Origin of the sequence: Asaia spathodeae NBRC 105894 (genome assembly GCF_025994195.1) — a bacterium.
Taxonomy (GTDB): Bacteria; Pseudomonadota; Alphaproteobacteria; order Acetobacterales; family Acetobacteraceae; genus Asaia; species Asaia siamensis.
In genome coordinates, this window is sequence record NZ_BAPY01000026.1 from 50,996 (window position 1) to 66,773 (window position 15,778).

At 56.9% G+C, this 15,778-nt stretch carries 13 protein-coding genes; 7 read left to right on the top strand and 6 right to left on the bottom strand.

Annotated elements, in window-relative coordinates; all coding sequences use genetic code 11:
* The first annotated feature begins 164 nt into the window (after positions 1-164).
* The gene (locus tag AA105894_RS09585; protein WP_267311527.1) at positions 165-1,025 is read left to right on the top strand and encodes a glucose 1-dehydrogenase; all 861 of its coding nucleotides are present in this window, start codon (positions 165-167) and stop codon (positions 1,023-1,025) included.
* 103 nt (positions 1,026-1,128) lie between these two features.
* Here the strand turns inward: AA105894_RS09585 and AA105894_RS09590 are convergent, their stop codons facing one another.
* Both AA105894_RS09590 and AA105894_RS09595 read right to left on the bottom strand, forming a co-directional pair.
* Complete coding sequence (locus AA105894_RS09590) at positions 1,129-1,989, bottom strand: sugar phosphate isomerase/epimerase family protein (protein ID WP_267311528.1); 861 nt, start codon at positions 1,987-1,989, stop codon at positions 1,129-1,131.
* Positions 1,986-2,795 carry an alpha/beta fold hydrolase gene (locus AA105894_RS09595; protein ID WP_267311529.1) on the bottom strand — a complete coding sequence of 270 codons (810 nt, stop codon included), beginning with the start codon at positions 2,793-2,795 and terminating at the stop codon, positions 1,986-1,988. The genes AA105894_RS09590 and AA105894_RS09595 overlap by 4 nt, the downstream gene beginning before the upstream one ends.
* Positions 2,796-2,939: 144 nt before the next feature.
* On the opposite strand from AA105894_RS09595, the gene AA105894_RS09600 reads away from it, so the two are divergent.
* Positions 2,940-3,110, top strand: a complete 171-nt coding sequence (locus AA105894_RS09600) for a DUF2256 domain-containing protein (protein ID WP_267311530.1) — start codon at positions 2,940-2,942, stop codon at positions 3,108-3,110.
* A gap of 38 nt (positions 3,111-3,148) precedes the next feature.
* Here AA105894_RS09600 and AA105894_RS09605 read toward each other — a convergent pair whose 3' ends face one another.
* The 4 genes from AA105894_RS09605 to rplM form a co-directional block, all read right to left on the bottom strand.
* The gene (locus tag AA105894_RS09605; protein ID WP_267311531.1) at positions 3,149-4,096 is read right to left on the bottom strand and encodes a LysR family transcriptional regulator; all 948 of its coding nucleotides are present in this window, start codon (positions 4,094-4,096) and stop codon (positions 3,149-3,151) included.
* A gap of 308 nt (positions 4,097-4,404) precedes the next feature.
* A complete protein-coding gene (locus AA105894_RS09610; protein WP_267311532.1) occupies positions 4,405-8,211 on the bottom strand; it encodes a Hint domain-containing protein in 3,807 nt (1,268 codons plus the stop codon).
* Between the two features lie 480 nt (positions 8,212-8,691).
* A complete protein-coding gene (gene rpsI, locus AA105894_RS09615; protein ID WP_188425587.1) occupies positions 8,692-9,177 on the bottom strand; it encodes a 30S ribosomal protein S9 in 486 nt (161 codons plus the stop codon).
* A gap of 5 nt (positions 9,178-9,182) precedes the next feature.
* Positions 9,183-9,659, bottom strand: a complete 477-nt coding sequence (gene rplM, locus AA105894_RS09620) for a 50S ribosomal protein L13 (protein ID WP_267311533.1) — start codon at positions 9,657-9,659, stop codon at positions 9,183-9,185.
* A 235-nt stretch (positions 9,660-9,894) separates the two neighbouring features.
* Between rplM and AA105894_RS09625 the strand changes: the two genes are divergently transcribed.
* From AA105894_RS09625 to AA105894_RS09645, 5 genes are all read left to right on the top strand, one after another.
* A complete protein-coding gene (locus AA105894_RS09625) occupies positions 9,895-11,334 on the top strand; it encodes a hypothetical protein (RefSeq protein ID WP_267311534.1) in 1,440 nt (479 codons plus the stop codon).
* A complete protein-coding gene (locus AA105894_RS09630; RefSeq protein WP_267311535.1) occupies positions 11,331-12,236 on the top strand; it encodes an SDR family oxidoreductase in 906 nt (301 codons plus the stop codon). Before AA105894_RS09625 ends, AA105894_RS09630 begins: the two co-directional genes overlap by 4 nt.
* A complete protein-coding gene (locus tag AA105894_RS09635) occupies positions 12,233-12,718 on the top strand; it encodes a hypothetical protein (protein WP_267311536.1) in 486 nt (161 codons plus the stop codon). Before AA105894_RS09630 ends, AA105894_RS09635 begins: the two co-directional genes overlap by 4 nt.
* Before the next feature lie 40 nt (positions 12,719-12,758).
* Entirely contained in the window at positions 12,759-14,228 is a 1,470-nt protein-coding gene (locus AA105894_RS09640; RefSeq protein WP_267311537.1) for a phosphomannomutase, read from the top strand.
* A 90-nt stretch (positions 14,229-14,318) separates the two neighbouring features.
* Positions 14,319-15,761, top strand: coding sequence for a mannose-1-phosphate guanylyltransferase/mannose-6-phosphate isomerase (locus tag AA105894_RS09645; RefSeq protein WP_267311538.1), 1,443 nt, complete (start codon positions 14,319-14,321; stop codon positions 15,759-15,761).
* Positions 15,762-15,778 lie beyond the last annotated feature (17 nt).

Here is a 15,778-nt window from a genome sequence, read left to right on the forward strand (position 1 = left end):
TGTGGAAGAGTGCTCACACGCCCAGCTGTGACCGCGCCGGGCAGCACGCCATCGTTCACAAAACCTTGAGCATTATATCAGACCGGAACATACGTGGCTGGGAGGGCTTTCTCACATATCCGTGAAAGCTGCCCCTGACGGGCAGCACAGCAGGAGCGTCATTCATGCCCGACCAGATTCCTCCCCAGTCGCAATCCCATCAGCCGGGTGTCGAGGCGCCGATGCGCCCCGCCGCGATCCATATTCGCGAGAGCTATCGCGGAAGCGGCAAGCTTGAAGGGCGCAAGGCGCTCATCACCGGCGCCGATAGCGGTATCGGTCGGGCAGCGGCCCTGCATTTCGCCCGTGAAGGCGCCGATGTCGCCATTCTTTACTTGGAAGAACATGAAGACGCTCAGGAAACGGTGCGTCTGATCGAAAAAGAGGGGCGCAAGGCGCTGGCCATTGCTGGCGACGTACGATCAAGCGCGTTCTGCAACAAGGCCGCTGCCGAGGTGGTCGAAGCCTTTGGTGGCCTCGATATTCTGGTCAATAATGCTGGCTGGCAGGTGGTCAATCAGGACAGCGCCACCATTACCGATGACGAATGGCAGCGTCATATGGACACGAATATCAATGGCTATTTCTACCTGACCCGTGCAGCGCTCGCGCATCTCGGCAAAGGCAGCGCGATTATCAATACCTCTTCGATCAACGCGTATCGGGGCAGTGCGGGGCTGCTGGCCTATTCGACAACCAAAGCCGCTGAGATGGGGTTCACCCGCGCTCTGGCACTCGAGCTGGTTTCGAAGGGTATTCGCGTCAATGCTGTCGCCCCTGGGCCGGTCTGGACACCTTTGCAGCCTGCCAGCTGGGGGCCGATCGACCCGGAACAGGTTTCGGAACTCGCCAATTCCGTGCCGATGGATCGCTGCGGCGACCCTGCCGAACTCGGCCCGGCCTATGTCTATCTGGCCAGCGAAGACGGGTCTTTCGTGACGGGGCAGACGTTGCACGTCAATGGCGGCACGATCATCAACGGCTGATTGGCCGATAAACGTCAGGGGCGGAGTAATATACCGCCCCTGACATCATGGTGGCGCCTGATAGCGCCACACGTCTCTGCGCAGCAAACCCTCCTAAGAAGGGTCAGCGCTGTTTCCCGTATCCGCTCCAGGCACGCATCAACCCCAGACGCCCGTGATGCACGACCTCTGACAGATCCTGATCGTAGAGACTGTCAGGCACGCCTGATGAGAAGATCTCCAGCGTACAGACACCGCGATAGCCAGCGTCATAGGTTGCGTGAAGCAAGGCCCCAAGCGGAATGGACCCCGACCCGGGAACGAGGCGATCCATGCCGGAACAGGGTGTGCGCCAGTCACTGGCCTGCAATACGAAAATACGCTCGCCCGCACGGCGGATAGAAGCGGCACAATCAGGCTGTTGCCAGATATTCCAGTAATCCAGGCACAGACCGCAGGACGCATGTCCTACTGCGTCAAGCAGATCGAGGGCCTGATCGACTGTCCAGATTGCTGTCTCGACATTGATCGAGGTCGGGTTGAGCGGTTCCATGGCAATCGTGACGCCCAGATCGGCCGCAAGCGGCGCGAGACGGCGTAGATGATGCACCGTTTCATCAAGACAACGCTGCATGTTGCCATCGGGAGGCGCGCCCGTATTCATGACAAAAGACGCACCTTCTGCGTGAGGCGCCAGCGTTTTCAGACTTTGGGCGAAGGCCGCGACACGCTCTTCGACGCTCTCGGGCTGCGGGGCCATCTTGCTGCCGAAAAACGTTCTGATTTTGGGCTGAACGGCGCTGATCGACAGCCCGGCCTCCCTGGCAGCCAGCATCTGCTGCCCTGCGTGAGCCGGGTCGAGCTTGGCCTCGCATATTTCTATGGCGTCAACCTCGAGGGCTGCATAACGCGCCACATCCTCTTTGAAAGACCAGGGCTGGGTCGTGAACTGATTGACGCCAAAGCGGAACGGGAAATCGGTCATCTTGCGAGAAACTCCAGGACTGCCTGATTGAACTTCTCGGCCTCGTCGATGAACAGCATGTGCGAGCTTTGGGTGAAGCGCACGGCATCGCAATGCGGCATGTGCTCGGCCACCCAAGACGGCCCTTCAGGCACCAGCACGGCGTCTTTTTCGGCAATCATCATCAGAGCGGGCAGATCGAAATGAGGCAGCACGTCGCGCCAGTCATGCACAGTATGATCAGACATCATGGCTGCACGGGCATGGGCCGGGCTCTTCGCCATTTCAGCAAGCAGCATGCTGCGCTCATCATCCCCAAGCTCAGTCGCAACGCAATCAGTCAGGTTCTGCTCGTCGAATGCCTCAGGAGTCAGGGTCAGCTTCTGGATGGTTTCTGCCAGCCCGGCCTGATCGTAACAGGCCGCATGGCCATATTTCCATTCTGATGAGAAATACTGTCTGGGCGTCTGCTGGACGAAAATGGCATTACGCAGCCGCGTCTTGCCGAAAAGTTCGAGATAGGACCAGATGATCGGGCAGCCGATCGACCAGCCGAGCACGGTCACATCCTCAAGCGAGAGCGCCTCCATCAGGTCACGCAGATCTGCGGCCAGACGCGGGATGCGATAGGAATGATCGGGCTTGCCAGACTCTCCATGCCCGCGCAGATCGAGCGTGATGACACGAGCCTTTTCGGCCAGAACCGGCACGTTGCGATGGAAGAACCGCCCCGAAAAAGTCCAGCCATGGATCATGACTAACGGGCGACCCTGCCCCTTTTCCTCGTAATAGAGCTTCGTTCCGTCGCTGGCGGTAATATGGGGCATGGCGCATTCCTCGCGATTGCGTGACCGGATCAGAAATCCTTTGGCAAGCGCGTGAAGCGAAGCGGGGTTCCTTCTGCATGAGGGAATGAAACACGACCGGCGTGTTGCGTTGTCAGGAAAACTGCAGCACCGAAAGGACACATGATGAGTCGAGGCAAGGGACCAGTGCCGTCAAGGCCGGACAAGGCCAACCTTCCGTCGAAGATATGCCCGGTCTGTAGACGACCCTTTTCCTGGCGAAAAAAATGGGAGCGAGACTGGGGAAATGTGCGTTACTGCTCTGATTTTTGCCGAGAAAAAAAAGAGTCTGTTTGAGGTAAGAAGACTAGATCATTGTTATCATGACAATGCATCTACTGATCCGGATGGTCATTCAGAAACATTCCAATTGCCTCTTCGATGTGAGGCGTGCGCGTATGGTTTTTCATCCACACAAGACCACTCTCCAGCCTCATTTCTTCCAACATATCGTAATGATCATTCAATATTATGTATTTTTCTATTACTGGTACGGCATAAAGAGGCAAAATACCCCATCCGTTCGTGCAAACAAATAAATCCTCCAATCCGACAGATGAATTATATTCGATAATATTATTGGGCGGCTGCAGATCGCGGGCGGATAGGGTCGCATCAAAACGCTCTCTCAAAGCCACACCTCTTACTGGCAGTATCCAGAGTTTTTTCCTGTTTTCTTCCCAGCCCTCAAGCAATTCGGGGATAGACATTGAAGATTCACGTGATGCTGCAAAGCAGTTATCGCGATGCATAACACTCATATCCAAGCTTTTATTCTGATTGAGCTGAAAAAAATCAACAAAAGCAAAATCAAGCTCACCGCTTTCCAACATATCCAGAAGATAGGGTCTTTCACGATAGACAATCCGTATCTTGAGTGCCGCATCTTTTGTCTTGAGTTGCGCAATCCCACTCATTATGCGCTTCTCCAAAGCCGGAGCCTGGAAACCAATATTCACGGTCCCAGTCCTGATCTCTTTGAATTCATTGACCTTGTGGGCGAGCTTCTCAAGTTCGGCCTTTATAATACGACTGGTTTCAACGATTGATTGGCAGATTTCAGTCGGCATCATGCCTGAATTGGAACGCGTAAAAAGCTTTACACCCAGTATATTCTCCACTTCCAGACAAGCTTTTGAGACAGCCGTAGGTGTAAGATTCAGTTTCGATGAAGCGCCAACAAGAGACTGAGCATTGAATATCTCTTCAATAACACGGAAGTATCTCAACTTCATGTTTTTCATCGCACTATGCGGCTCGATGTCAAAACCTTCTATATTCATGTCGACCCTCTTTGACGCCCGTAGCCTGATTTGGTTTTGGCAACGATCATGCTTCATAACGAGGTCGATCCAACGAAATTATAATTAATATATCAGGTGCATATTTACCGATTGGGTCGCGTAGCATCTTTCTGGCTGCCGCGCGCAACACGGCGCCAAGCCACTCGCCAAAGCGGCATCATTCCAAATGCATGCGCCAAGCATGAATGCGCAGTCCGAGAGAAATACTGCCGGTCCAGCAGCAGACCTCAGCCAGAATGCAAAAGCTGAGGCCGTTTCAGCTTTCCGCGATCCTGAGATGGCGCTTCTCAGTGAGTGGCAGAATGGTAAGGACCACCCGCAACGATCTGTACAGCCAGGATACGCATCCCCGCATCCTTGAGCGTGTCCAGCGGCAAAAACGCCCTGCCGCTCGTCCATCTTAACTGACCGTTTTCCGCGGCATGCCACCCCCGCGCTGCATGAAGGAAATCACGGACGTCGATTTCTTGGGTCGAGGAGGGATCGTAGAGCGTTACTGCCCCAATCAGGACGCCTAGCTGCCGACGATCATCAATATAGGGTCCGACCGCATCACTCGGACGCGCAGCTCGAGAGCAAAGATAAACAGCTCCATAATGCCCTGGAATCTGGAAGATATAACGATCACCAGCCACACGGAGAGGCTCCATGATATGACCATCTTCCGTAGACAGATGGAACATCGGATCGATGTGCCTTATGTCTCTCCTGTCGCAGACTTGTCCGGCGCGACGAGCCAGCCCTTTCCAGATCGGCTCGACGAAGGCTCGTGATACGCAGAGCGGTGCAGCCATCCGATGTTTTCCCGACATGCCGGAAACGACGGGCAGCGGCGCCTCCACCCATGATCGAGCTGCGAGATCATGCCGGTTTCCCGAGTCCAGATAACTTTCACAGAGCAGCCCATCAGCCATGACTACTGAATGGCAGTCTGTTTCGATGTGATAATAACTATAAGATTTCAGGCTCGTATCGTGACGTATGCTCCGGCCGTTCACGAGCATACGAACCGGAACAAGGTTGCCAGCTAGGAAAACGCAATGCTCTGGGGTTACCAGCAGGTCCTTGTAAGGCATCCCGCCCCCAAACGCTTCAGCCTCAATACGCACCGGGTAGTCCGTAATGTCGTAGCTGGCGCTATCTTCTTCCGTGATCGAACGATACCCCACCCAAATGACGTTCTGGGTTTCGACGCAGCCTCTATGATAAACGTGAACGGCATCACCTGCGGACAACGTCTCAATCGCGCGTTCTCCATCAGGGGTACGAATCATCGTGCCAGACAGGAAGCATACGGAAAAAACAGTCGAATTTCCGGTTCCTTCTGAGAGATCGAACCCAAAACTTTTCACGCCTGGAATATTCAGGACAAGGGAGCGATTACCCGTCAGGAGAAATTTGACATGATCGGCGTCAGGATACGTTACCCCGAGTATATCCGACTTGGGCACATCGCGTAGTACGATCTGGTCCGAAGAGCCGGGCGACGTACCGTTGAAGCCCGAAATAATCGAAGACGGGCTAGTCGTTCCAGTCAGTGTGAGACGACTGAATCCGTTTCCGCCAAGATTGACTGTTCCCCCAGCACTCGCGTCGAGTGTTGCAATCCCACCGGCGGCAAGATTGGCGAGACCAGTCAGCGTCCCCCCGGCGTCGACCTGAAGCGATCCACCGGACGCAACGAACAAATCACGCGCTGTTCCCCCCGACGAGATTTCTACGACCCCCTTTGAGACAATGCTGCCTCCGGAGATAGATCCGCCAACCCTGAGATTACCTCCCCAAAGAGCACCTGCGGAGCCGCTCAGAGTTGCTCCCGATGCTATGATACCGCCAGAAAGAGTGCCCCCACTCGCTACAACCACACGCCCACCCGAAAGCGCACTAGCGTTGTAACCAGTCCCTCCTGAGAGAACTGTCATGAAGCCTGCTGAGGCCACGACAGAACCTGACACAACACCACCATACATGACCGTCTGGGTGCCACCTGCAGAGATCATGGTTGTCAGGGCCGTACCGCCACTGACAAACTGCTTACCTCCGCTCACAAGGACAGAGCCTGAGGCGATACCTCCGCCATACAATCCATCAAATGAATTGAGGCCGACATCCTGCCAGCCACTATTCGTGACCAGCGTATTCTCCGTATAGGCGCCCTGCCCCTGAACCGCCTGATAGGCACCCGACAAGACAGTGTTGAGCGCAGTGCCACCAGACCCTACCAAAACGGCACCAGCGCCAGTACCCCACCAGCCATTACCTATGGCTGTCAGCTGTGATGCCGTGCCGCCAGACTGAATCCGTGCCTGTCCGCCCAGGGACAACACACTGTTATCCATAGTGCCACCGGATGAGACAACAGCCTGGCCACCGCCCTGCACTGTAAAGCCCGTCATCCGGCCATTGCCAAGACCAAGCGCTGACCCACCGCTCAGGATGACAATTCCTGAGGCAACACCTCCGGAAGCAGCAGCCGTGCCGCCTTGCGACACCGTCGCCACCGCACCGGTCACTGCGCTGGCATTGAAGGCTGTGCCACCAGAAAGCACAGCCATCGTACCGCCAGAAGCCGTAATCGTGCCCGAGGTCACGCCTCGCAGCATGACCGTCTGGGTGCCGCCTGCAGAGATCATGGTGGTCAAGGCCGTACCACCACTGACAAACTGCTTGCCTCCGCTCACAAGGACAGAGCCTGAGGCGATACCGCCGCCATACAATCCATCAAATGAATTGAGGCCGACATCCTGCCAGCCGCTATTCGTGACCAGCGTATTTTCCGTATAGGCACCCTGCCCCTGAACCGCCTGATAGGCTCCCGACAAGACAGTGTTGAGCGCAGTGCCACCAGACCCTACCAAAACGGCACCCGCGCTATAACTCCACCAACCGGTGCCCAACGCTGTCAGCTGTGATGCCGTGCCGCCAGACTGAATCCGCACCTGCCCACCTGCGGAGAGGACAGACTGGTCGATAGAACCGCCTGACGCAACAATAGCCCGCCCCCCGCTCATCAAAGAGAGAGCGGTCAGTCTTCCGCCACTCAGACTGACCGCAGAACCGCCATTCTGGATTGTGAGTCCGGATGCCAAACCATTGGAAGCCTGAGCAACACCCCATATGTTCGCCTGCCCGCCTGCAAGAACCACATTGTTAGTGCCGGTGCCACCCGCATAGACTTGCAGTTTTCCATTTGAGAAAACTGTTCCGCCATAGGCCTGCCCTCCTGCCGAGACTTCCTGCAAACCGCCAGAAGACACATAAGTGTCAACCGCAGTCCCCCCTTTGACGAATTGCGCACCACCATTGATCAGCGTTGTGGCAGATGCGGTGCCGCCGCCCGTCGCGCCATTATTGTTCGAGCCTACATCTTGCCAGCCATTTGAGGTGATATAAGCACTCTGAGACAGAGCGCCTGTCCCTTGCACTGCCATATACCCGCCCTGGATTACGGCATTAAAGCTTGTGCCGCCGGCACTCAGGATGAGCGATCCCTGAATACCGTTTACGGCATTTCCGAGCCCCGTTCCCGAGGTCAGCACACCTTGCGCGGTGCTTCCTGAAAGGATCTGGATTTGTCCGCCGCTCGAAACCAAAGCTTTGGTGACAAGACTATTACTTGTCGCGCTGACGATTCCACCCGACAGCACGGTGCCGCCGGACCAGATAGCACCACTCAGAAGCGAACTACCCTGGCTGATCGACAGGTTATTAATCTGTGCACCCTGTGCAGCCGAGAGATCTCCACCATTATATTTGACGTTGTTCCTGACTATCCCGCCTGCGGCTATTTTATCACCCGTATGATTCAGGGTGTTGTCTTGCAGTACACCACCGGAACTTATGATCGCGACAACGGTCTGCAGCGTTGAGTTCTGCAGGGTCCCGCCACTCTGGACAATGGCGCTTCCCCACTCCGCCGAATAACCGGACAAGGGTGACGTGAGGCCTGTAACTATCGCGCCGCTCGTGACATAGAGAAGCGGAGAATTGCCACCCAGAGAGACCGGCCCGTCGATAACGGATGCGCCGCTTTGGTACACGGTCTTGCCGTTTACGAGAACCGCGCTCCATACGCCACTGATCGTTGTAGTCATGAATTAATGTCTCATCCATTGTCCGCAGGGAGAAATTTCAGCCACGAAAACCGTGGAAACAGGGGCGCATAACCTCCACATTCAAATCGAAAAGACCCCACAATTCTCAAAGCGAATTTCTTTAGGAAATACGATTTGTGAGAACCTATTTTTTTCTCGATTATTAGTTTTGGTTAACGATGATTGATGCTTCTCCCTATATGCGTCACCTGAAGGCAAACAATCGAATTTAGGTTCAGGGCTATGAACCTAAATTCGATACATTACGATCTCGGCTCCAATGCGGCCTTCCCACAAGGTTTTGCAGGCAGTGCTCGTCAGGGTTTGTAACAGGAAATCGCGATTATGTGACTATAAGTAGCACATGTTGAGGTTCGTATTTAACAAACCAAAAAATAGACACAAAAAAAACCCGCCTCCGTGAGAGGCGGGTTTTTTTGAAGACATAATCTCCATCGGGGCCGGAGGCCCCGGCAGAAATCAGCGCTTCGAGAACTGGAAGGAACGACGTGCCTTGGCGCGGCCGTACTTCTTGCGCTCGACGACGCGGCTATCACGCGTCAGGAAGCCTGCAACCTTCAGGATGCCGCGTAGAGCGGGATCATAATGGGTCAGGGCGCGCGAAATGCCATGACGCACTGCGCCAGCCTGACCGGACAGACCGCCGCCCTTGACCGTGCAATACACGTCGAACTGGTTGTAGCGATCGGTCAGCAGGAAAGGCTGCGTGATCAGCATGCGCAGAACCGGACGAGCGAAATACGTCGTGACCGGACGGCCATTGACGATGATGTCACCCTTGCCAGGCTTGATCCATACGCGAGCCGTGGCGTCCTTACGACGACCCGTTGCATAGGAACGGCCCTGTGCGTCGCGCTTGACTTCGTGAACCGGGGCAGCCTGCGTGGCAGGAGCGATACCGGCGAGGTCCTGAAGCGTACCTGTGCGCTCTTGAGTTTCAGACATATCTCTCAGGCCTCGATCACATTGAGGGTGTTCTTGCGGTTCAGGGACGCAACATCCAGCTTCACAGGCTGCTGGCCTTCATGCGGGTGCTTGTCACCGGCATAGACATACAGGTGCTTCATCTGGGCGCGCTGCAGCGGGCCGCGCGTGATCATACGCTCAACAGCCTTCTCGATCACGCTGCCGGGGTTCTTGCCCTCGAGGCGCTGCGTGATGGTGCGCTCCTTGATGCCACCGGGATGACCCGTGTGGTAGTGGAACAGCTTCTGGCCCACCTTGTTGCCGGTCAGGACGATCTTCTCGGCGTTGATAACGACGATGTTGTCGCCGCAATCGACATGCGGGGTGAACTGGGGCTTGTGCTTGCCGCGCAGGCGGGTCGCGATGATGGTGGCGAGGCGGCCAAGAACGAGCCCTTCGGCGTCGATCAGGGTCCAGCCTTTCGTCACCTCTGCAGGCTTCAACGAAGGTGTGGTCTTCATGGTTCGGACTGATCCAGCAACATGTGTTGGTATTGGCGGCGCCTTATGAGACCGCAAACGCCTGAGGTCAAGCTTTTTCGACTCATGCCACCTTGCGAAAAACGGCTGATTTCCGCCGTTTTTCGATTATCGGTATCATGATACCGCATAAAAAAGTCACGAGATTGTTCCTGTTGCAAAGCCGGACTAACATGCACGCTGTCTGTCGAAGCGGTATTTGTGGGGATGTTCTGACGTGAAAAGACCTTTACTGGCCGCGGGCCTCTGCCTCGTGCTTGTCGGATTGGGCACAATCGGCGTGCGTCACGAGTCCAGCGCCGAACTGCAACGCGCGCTCGCCAGCTTCAGGGCCAATCTGCCCCCAGATGCCCGATTCGAATATGATCACGCCTATCCACGCTTCCTTGCACGGGGTGCCGGTTTCGAGAATGCCCGCTTCATTCGGGGCGGCACGACTCTCACGGCGCATGTGCTGACAGTCAACAATCCCAGCGGATATCTGACGACAGGGCTGAGCTTTTCGAAAATCCATGCAGAAGGCATAACGCTCAGCGGGCTGGTAAGCGGCAGGATCGGTGAACTCACCCTCAACAAGCTGCTTCTGCCCCCCGTAAGCCGGGAGAAGCATGATGTCAGTGACTTACCGCCTCTTTCACAAATACATTTCCGTCACGGGCAGATCCGTGACGTCGCTCTCGGTACACCCGATCATTGCACCCTAAATCTCGCCAATGCGGCAGTCGATAATTACGGCCATGATGATGGCAATTCCGGGATGGTTCACGAAGCCCACGCTGTATGCGCCGAAGACAGTCTTCCGGCGCAACGGCTTGGTGCGCTGACAAAAATGCCCACGGGGCCTCTGGCTCTGGATATCGGCGATCTGCGCGAAAGCGGCATCCGCTATGCTCGTGCCGTTGCTCTGGTGGAGCAATGGCTGCCCTCAGCCATATCCGGTGAGGCAAAACCGTTCCTTGCCCTCAATGCGCAAGGAGATCTTTCTGAAGTTCCCAGCAAATCAGAGGCAAGGAATATCGGCATTGCTCTGCTGGGTATGCGTCTCCAGTACGAAAAGCTTCTGTCGCGACAGTGGAAAGAGGGGGACAAGCGTCTTGGCGAGGGGAATCTCCACAATGCCACCATCCGGTTCAGCAAGTCCTATGCCTTGGCTCCTTTCATGCCTGATGGCATCCACATCGAGACTCTGACACAGAACGCCACGACTGATACCAAAACCAATGTGAGTGTCATTTCCATAAAGGGAACCACACCGAAATCCTTTGATTATGAAACCACCATGGAACTCGCCAACGCCGTAACGCCCGATCCGAAGCATGGGCCAACGCTGATCTCCATGAGCCTTACCTATCGCGACGATGCCTCCAATCTCGATGATCTATTCGGGCGCATTGCTGCGTTACGCGGCCAATCCATCGCTGAACTCAAGAGCACATTCGCCCTGCCACTGGCTCTTATGGCCCAGAAGGCACCCGGCCTTGATGCCTTGCCCGCGTTTATGCTCGCGCCATCCGGGCATAGCCTGACGGTCTCCTTTCATCCGCCGGAGCCGATCGACGTCACCGCGATCAAGGCGCTCTCGGCACAGTTTTCCGCCGACCCGACCATGGCACAGCGCTGGCTGGCCCCGCCAGTCCTGACATCGAGCATGAAATGAGCATGGCGCCTCCGGTCCATCTCATTGGCGCGGCTGGTCGCATGGGGGCGGCCCTCTGCCATGTTCTCAGAGAGCGCGGCGAGACCGTTGTCCCTGTCGTCCGTCATCCGGACCGCCTGCCGCCCGATCTGCGTGAGCAGGCTCGCCAGGCCGATCTTGAAAACGCCGACACCCTTATGGCCGCCCTTGCGGATGCACAGCATGTGGTCTCGACCGCCCATGCTCGGTTCATTCCGGCCATTCTGACAGCGTCTCCCGATAATTCCTGCCTAGTCGCGATCGGCAGCACGCGCAAATTCACGCGATGGCCCGACTGGCATGGCGATGGCGTTCTGGCAGGGGAACGCGCGCTGATGGAGTCGGGACGCCCCAGCATGATCCTGCATCCGACCATGATCTATGGACCACAGGGCGAGAACAACGTGCAGCGTCTTGTCGCCCTGCTGCGCTATCTGCCGCTTGTCCCCCTACCCAGTGGCGGCCGCTCGCTGATCCAGCCAATTTATCAGGATGACGTCATCCGTTCGATTGTGACAGCCCTAGATCTGGCCAGATCAGGCCACCTCAACACGCCGGAAGCACTTGTCATCGCCGGGCCTGAACCCATGACCTACCGCGCGCTCGTAGAGGCCATTCTCGCAGCTGCAGGTCTTGGCACGCGTCTGTTTCTGCCGGTACCAGCTGCCATACTGGAATTTCTGGTCCCTCTGGCCAAGAAACTACCCGGATTCCCGTCGATCGAACGCGCGGAAGTAAGACGTCTGCTTGAAGACAAGGCATTTTCGATACAGCCTATGCAAGACCGCCTCGGATTTACACCTCTTCCCCTGAAAGACGGGCTCGCTCATCTTTTCAGACAACCGACCGAAGCCTCCCCCCTGCCCGCAGGAATACGCCCATGACCCGCCCGCTCAAATCCCTGTCGCGCCTCGGCAGCCTAGCTCTCGTTTTTGCCGCACTCGGCACGCTTGCGGGCTGCACCGATCCGACAGGACCGGTCTTTGGTGACTGGTACGGGTTCAACCCCCTGCCCACGCCACAAGGCAATATCTCGATCGAGCTGGTTCTGGATGGGGCACCAACAGCCAGTTCAGGCAGCTATCGGTTGCATCGTCAGTCCTTCTGGGCGGAAGATATGATGTTCAACCGCTCTGATACGCTCGATGGCACCTGGACGCTCAAGGAATACACGGTCGACGGCAAGATCTGGCGCAACGTGTTTCTCAAGGGCCCCGAATTGCACATCACCCATTACGTGCTGCTGCCCAACGGTTATCTGACCCCGGCCACAGATCAGAACACACCCGATATGGGCGAAAGCGGCTGGCTCTGCTGCCGCCTCGCCCCTCGCGCACGCGACAGTTTCGGTTATGGGCGTGTCTGAACATATGGCGGTCGGGAGTCTGAACGAGTCCCCTGCCGCGATGACAATTGCCGAGTGGATGACCCGATCCGGCGTGGGTTTTGGCACCAGTGGCGCGCGCGGTCTGGTTTCCGCCATGAACGACGCCGTGTGTTTTGCCTACACACTGGGCTATCTGCGCCATCTTGAATCTTTCGGAGAATTCGGTGCGGGACGCCCGGTGGCCCTCGCTGGCGATCTGCGCCCAAGCACACCGCGCATTCTGCGCGCTTGTACCGCAGCCATACATCACGCAGGCGGTGTGCCGGTCTTTTGTGGCTTCGTACCGACACCTGCCCTGTGTCTTTACGCCTATGGCCGATCCACCCCCTCATTGATGGTAACAGGCAGCCATATCCCGTCAGACCGCAATGGCATCAAGTTCAACCGGGCCGGAGGCGAATTTCTCAAGGAAGACGAGGCCGGCATGCGCGTTCAGCAGGTAACCCTGCCCGAAGGCCGGTTCGATGAGGCGGGCATGTTGATCGACAATGATCCATTGCCCGAGCCGATCGACGTTCTCAGCGCCTACACTGCACGCTATGCAGATTTCTTCGGCAGCAAGGCGCTCCACGGACTGAAACTTGCCGTCTATCAGCATTCGGCCGTCGGCCGCGACCTTCTGGTCTCTGTGCTCAAATCCCTCGGCGCCCAGGTGATCAGACTTGGGCGCTCCGAAGGCTTCGTTCCCGTCGATACCGAAGCCGTGCGCCAGGAAGACAGGGACCAGGCCCGGCATTGGGCACTGGAGCATGAATTCGACGCGCTTCTGACAACAGATGGCGATTCCGACCGCCCCCTTCTGGCTGATCGTCAGGGCATCTGGCTTCGTGGAGACGTGCTTGGCATTCTGGCGGCGCGCTTTCTGCAGGCAAGAGCCGTTGCAACACCAGTCAACAGCAATACCGCACTCGAACTGACGGGTTTCGCAGAGCAGATCTCTCGCACACGGATCGGCTCACCCTATGTCGTGCAGGCCATGACAGAAGCGGCGCAGAAGGGCATTGCCCCATCAGTCGGTTATGAGGCCAATGGCGGTTTCCTGCTGGCTACTCCGGTCGCATTGCAGGGGCGCTCCCTCAAGGCCTTGCCAACGCGCGATGCCGTTCTGCCAATGCTCTGCGCGCTTGTGGCCGCACGAGGCTGCGGCGATGACCTGACGGCTCTTCTCGAGACCCTGCCGCCACGTTTCACCGTGAGTGACAGACTGGCGCCGCTTGCCAGCACCCGCAGCCTGACCGGGATCGCCAGATTGCGCGAAGAAACTCTCGCAACAAGATCCCTCGCGCCTTTCAGCGCTTCATGCGGCCCTGTACGCCGCCTCGATGAGACTGATGGGCTGCGCCTGATTTTTGAAAACAATGCCATCGTCCATTTCCGCCCCTCGGGCAATGCTCCCGAATTGCGCGTCTATGCCGAGGCGGGAAATGAAAATGACGCCGGGCGACTTCTACAGATGGGGCTTGCTCTGGCTGCCCCATGGCGTGATTAAACGAAAACCGGTTTTTCAGCCCTTCGCTTCCTGCCATCTCTTCTCCATTCATCAGACGCCCCCAAGGGCATCGCGATACGGAACAAGCTCTTGCCGTCTCCCACCAGATCCCAACAGCCTCTCATCATTCCGGTGATCCTGTCCGGTGGCTCTGGCAGTCGCCTCTGGCCCGTCTCGCGCAGCAGCTTTCCGAAGCAGTTCTGGCCTCTGCTTACCGACAAGACCCTGCTTCAGGAGACGGCCTTGCGCGGGCAGAAAGCAGGGCTCGGCCAGCCCGTTATCGTCTGCAATGCGTCTCATCGCTTCATCATCGCCGAGCAGTTGCGGTCTATTGGCATCGACGACGCCCGTATTCTGCTCGAACCCTCGGCGCGCAATTCTGCGCCCGCCATCGCTGCGGCGGCCTTCCTGATTGCAGAACAACACCCAGACGCCATTTTATGGGTGATGGCTGCCGATGCGGCCATCACCGATCTTACGGCTCTATATGCGACACTCGACATTGCTGTCGCCGCGGCGTCGCAAGGCTATATTGCCACCTTCGGCATACAACCGAACAAGCCGGAAACAGGCTATGGCTATATAGAGCGGGGTGAGGCCCTCTCGACTGTGGAGGGTGCCTTCCACATTGCCCGCTTCATGGAAAAACCGGATCTGGCGCGCGCGACCGCACTTGTTCAGAACGAACGTTATTCCTGGAATTCGGGAATGTTTGTTGCCCGTGCCGATGTCCTTCTGCGTGAAATCAAGACATTCGAGCCTGAGATTCATAGCTGTGTCGGGCAGGCGGTTGCCCAGCGTCAGACCGATCTCGACTTTGAACGCCTCGCTCCCGAGATATTCGATAAATCACCCGATATCTCGATCGATTACGCTGTAGCGGAACGCACGCAATGCGCCGTCGTCGTCCCCGCGTGCTTTGGCTGGTCGGATATCGGCAGCTGGGATGCCCTTTGGGAAATCAGCAGCAAGGACATAAGCGGGAATGTTGCCGCTGGTAACGTCTTTCTGGAGGACACCCGCAATTGCTATGTCCGCTCGGATGGTATTGTCACCGCGGTCATGGGCGTGGATGAGCTCATCGTGGTCGTGACAGAGGATGCCGTAATGGTCTCGCATCGTGATCGCGCCCAGGACGTCAAGAAAATAGTCACACGCCTGACCGAAGCAAATCGTCCTGAAGCCACCAGCCATAACCGCATGTATCGCCCCTGGGGCTTTTACGAGAGCCTGATCCGTGGTGACCGTTTTCAGGTCAAGCGTATCCATGTCGATCCAGGCGAGGTGCTCTCGCTGCAGAAGCACTTTCATCGTTCGGAACATTGGGTGGTGGTGGCAGGCACTGCTGTGGTCACGCGCGATGGCGAGGAACTGATCGTGCGAGAAAATGAGAGCGTCTATCTGCCGCTTGGCTGCACCCATCGTCTGGCCAATCCGGGCAAGATCGCCTTGACCCTGATCGAGGTACAGTCCGGTCCTTATCTGGGCGAAGACGATATCATCCGCCTCGATGACGTTTACGCCCGGAAGTAACCGCAGCAAAAACTCGA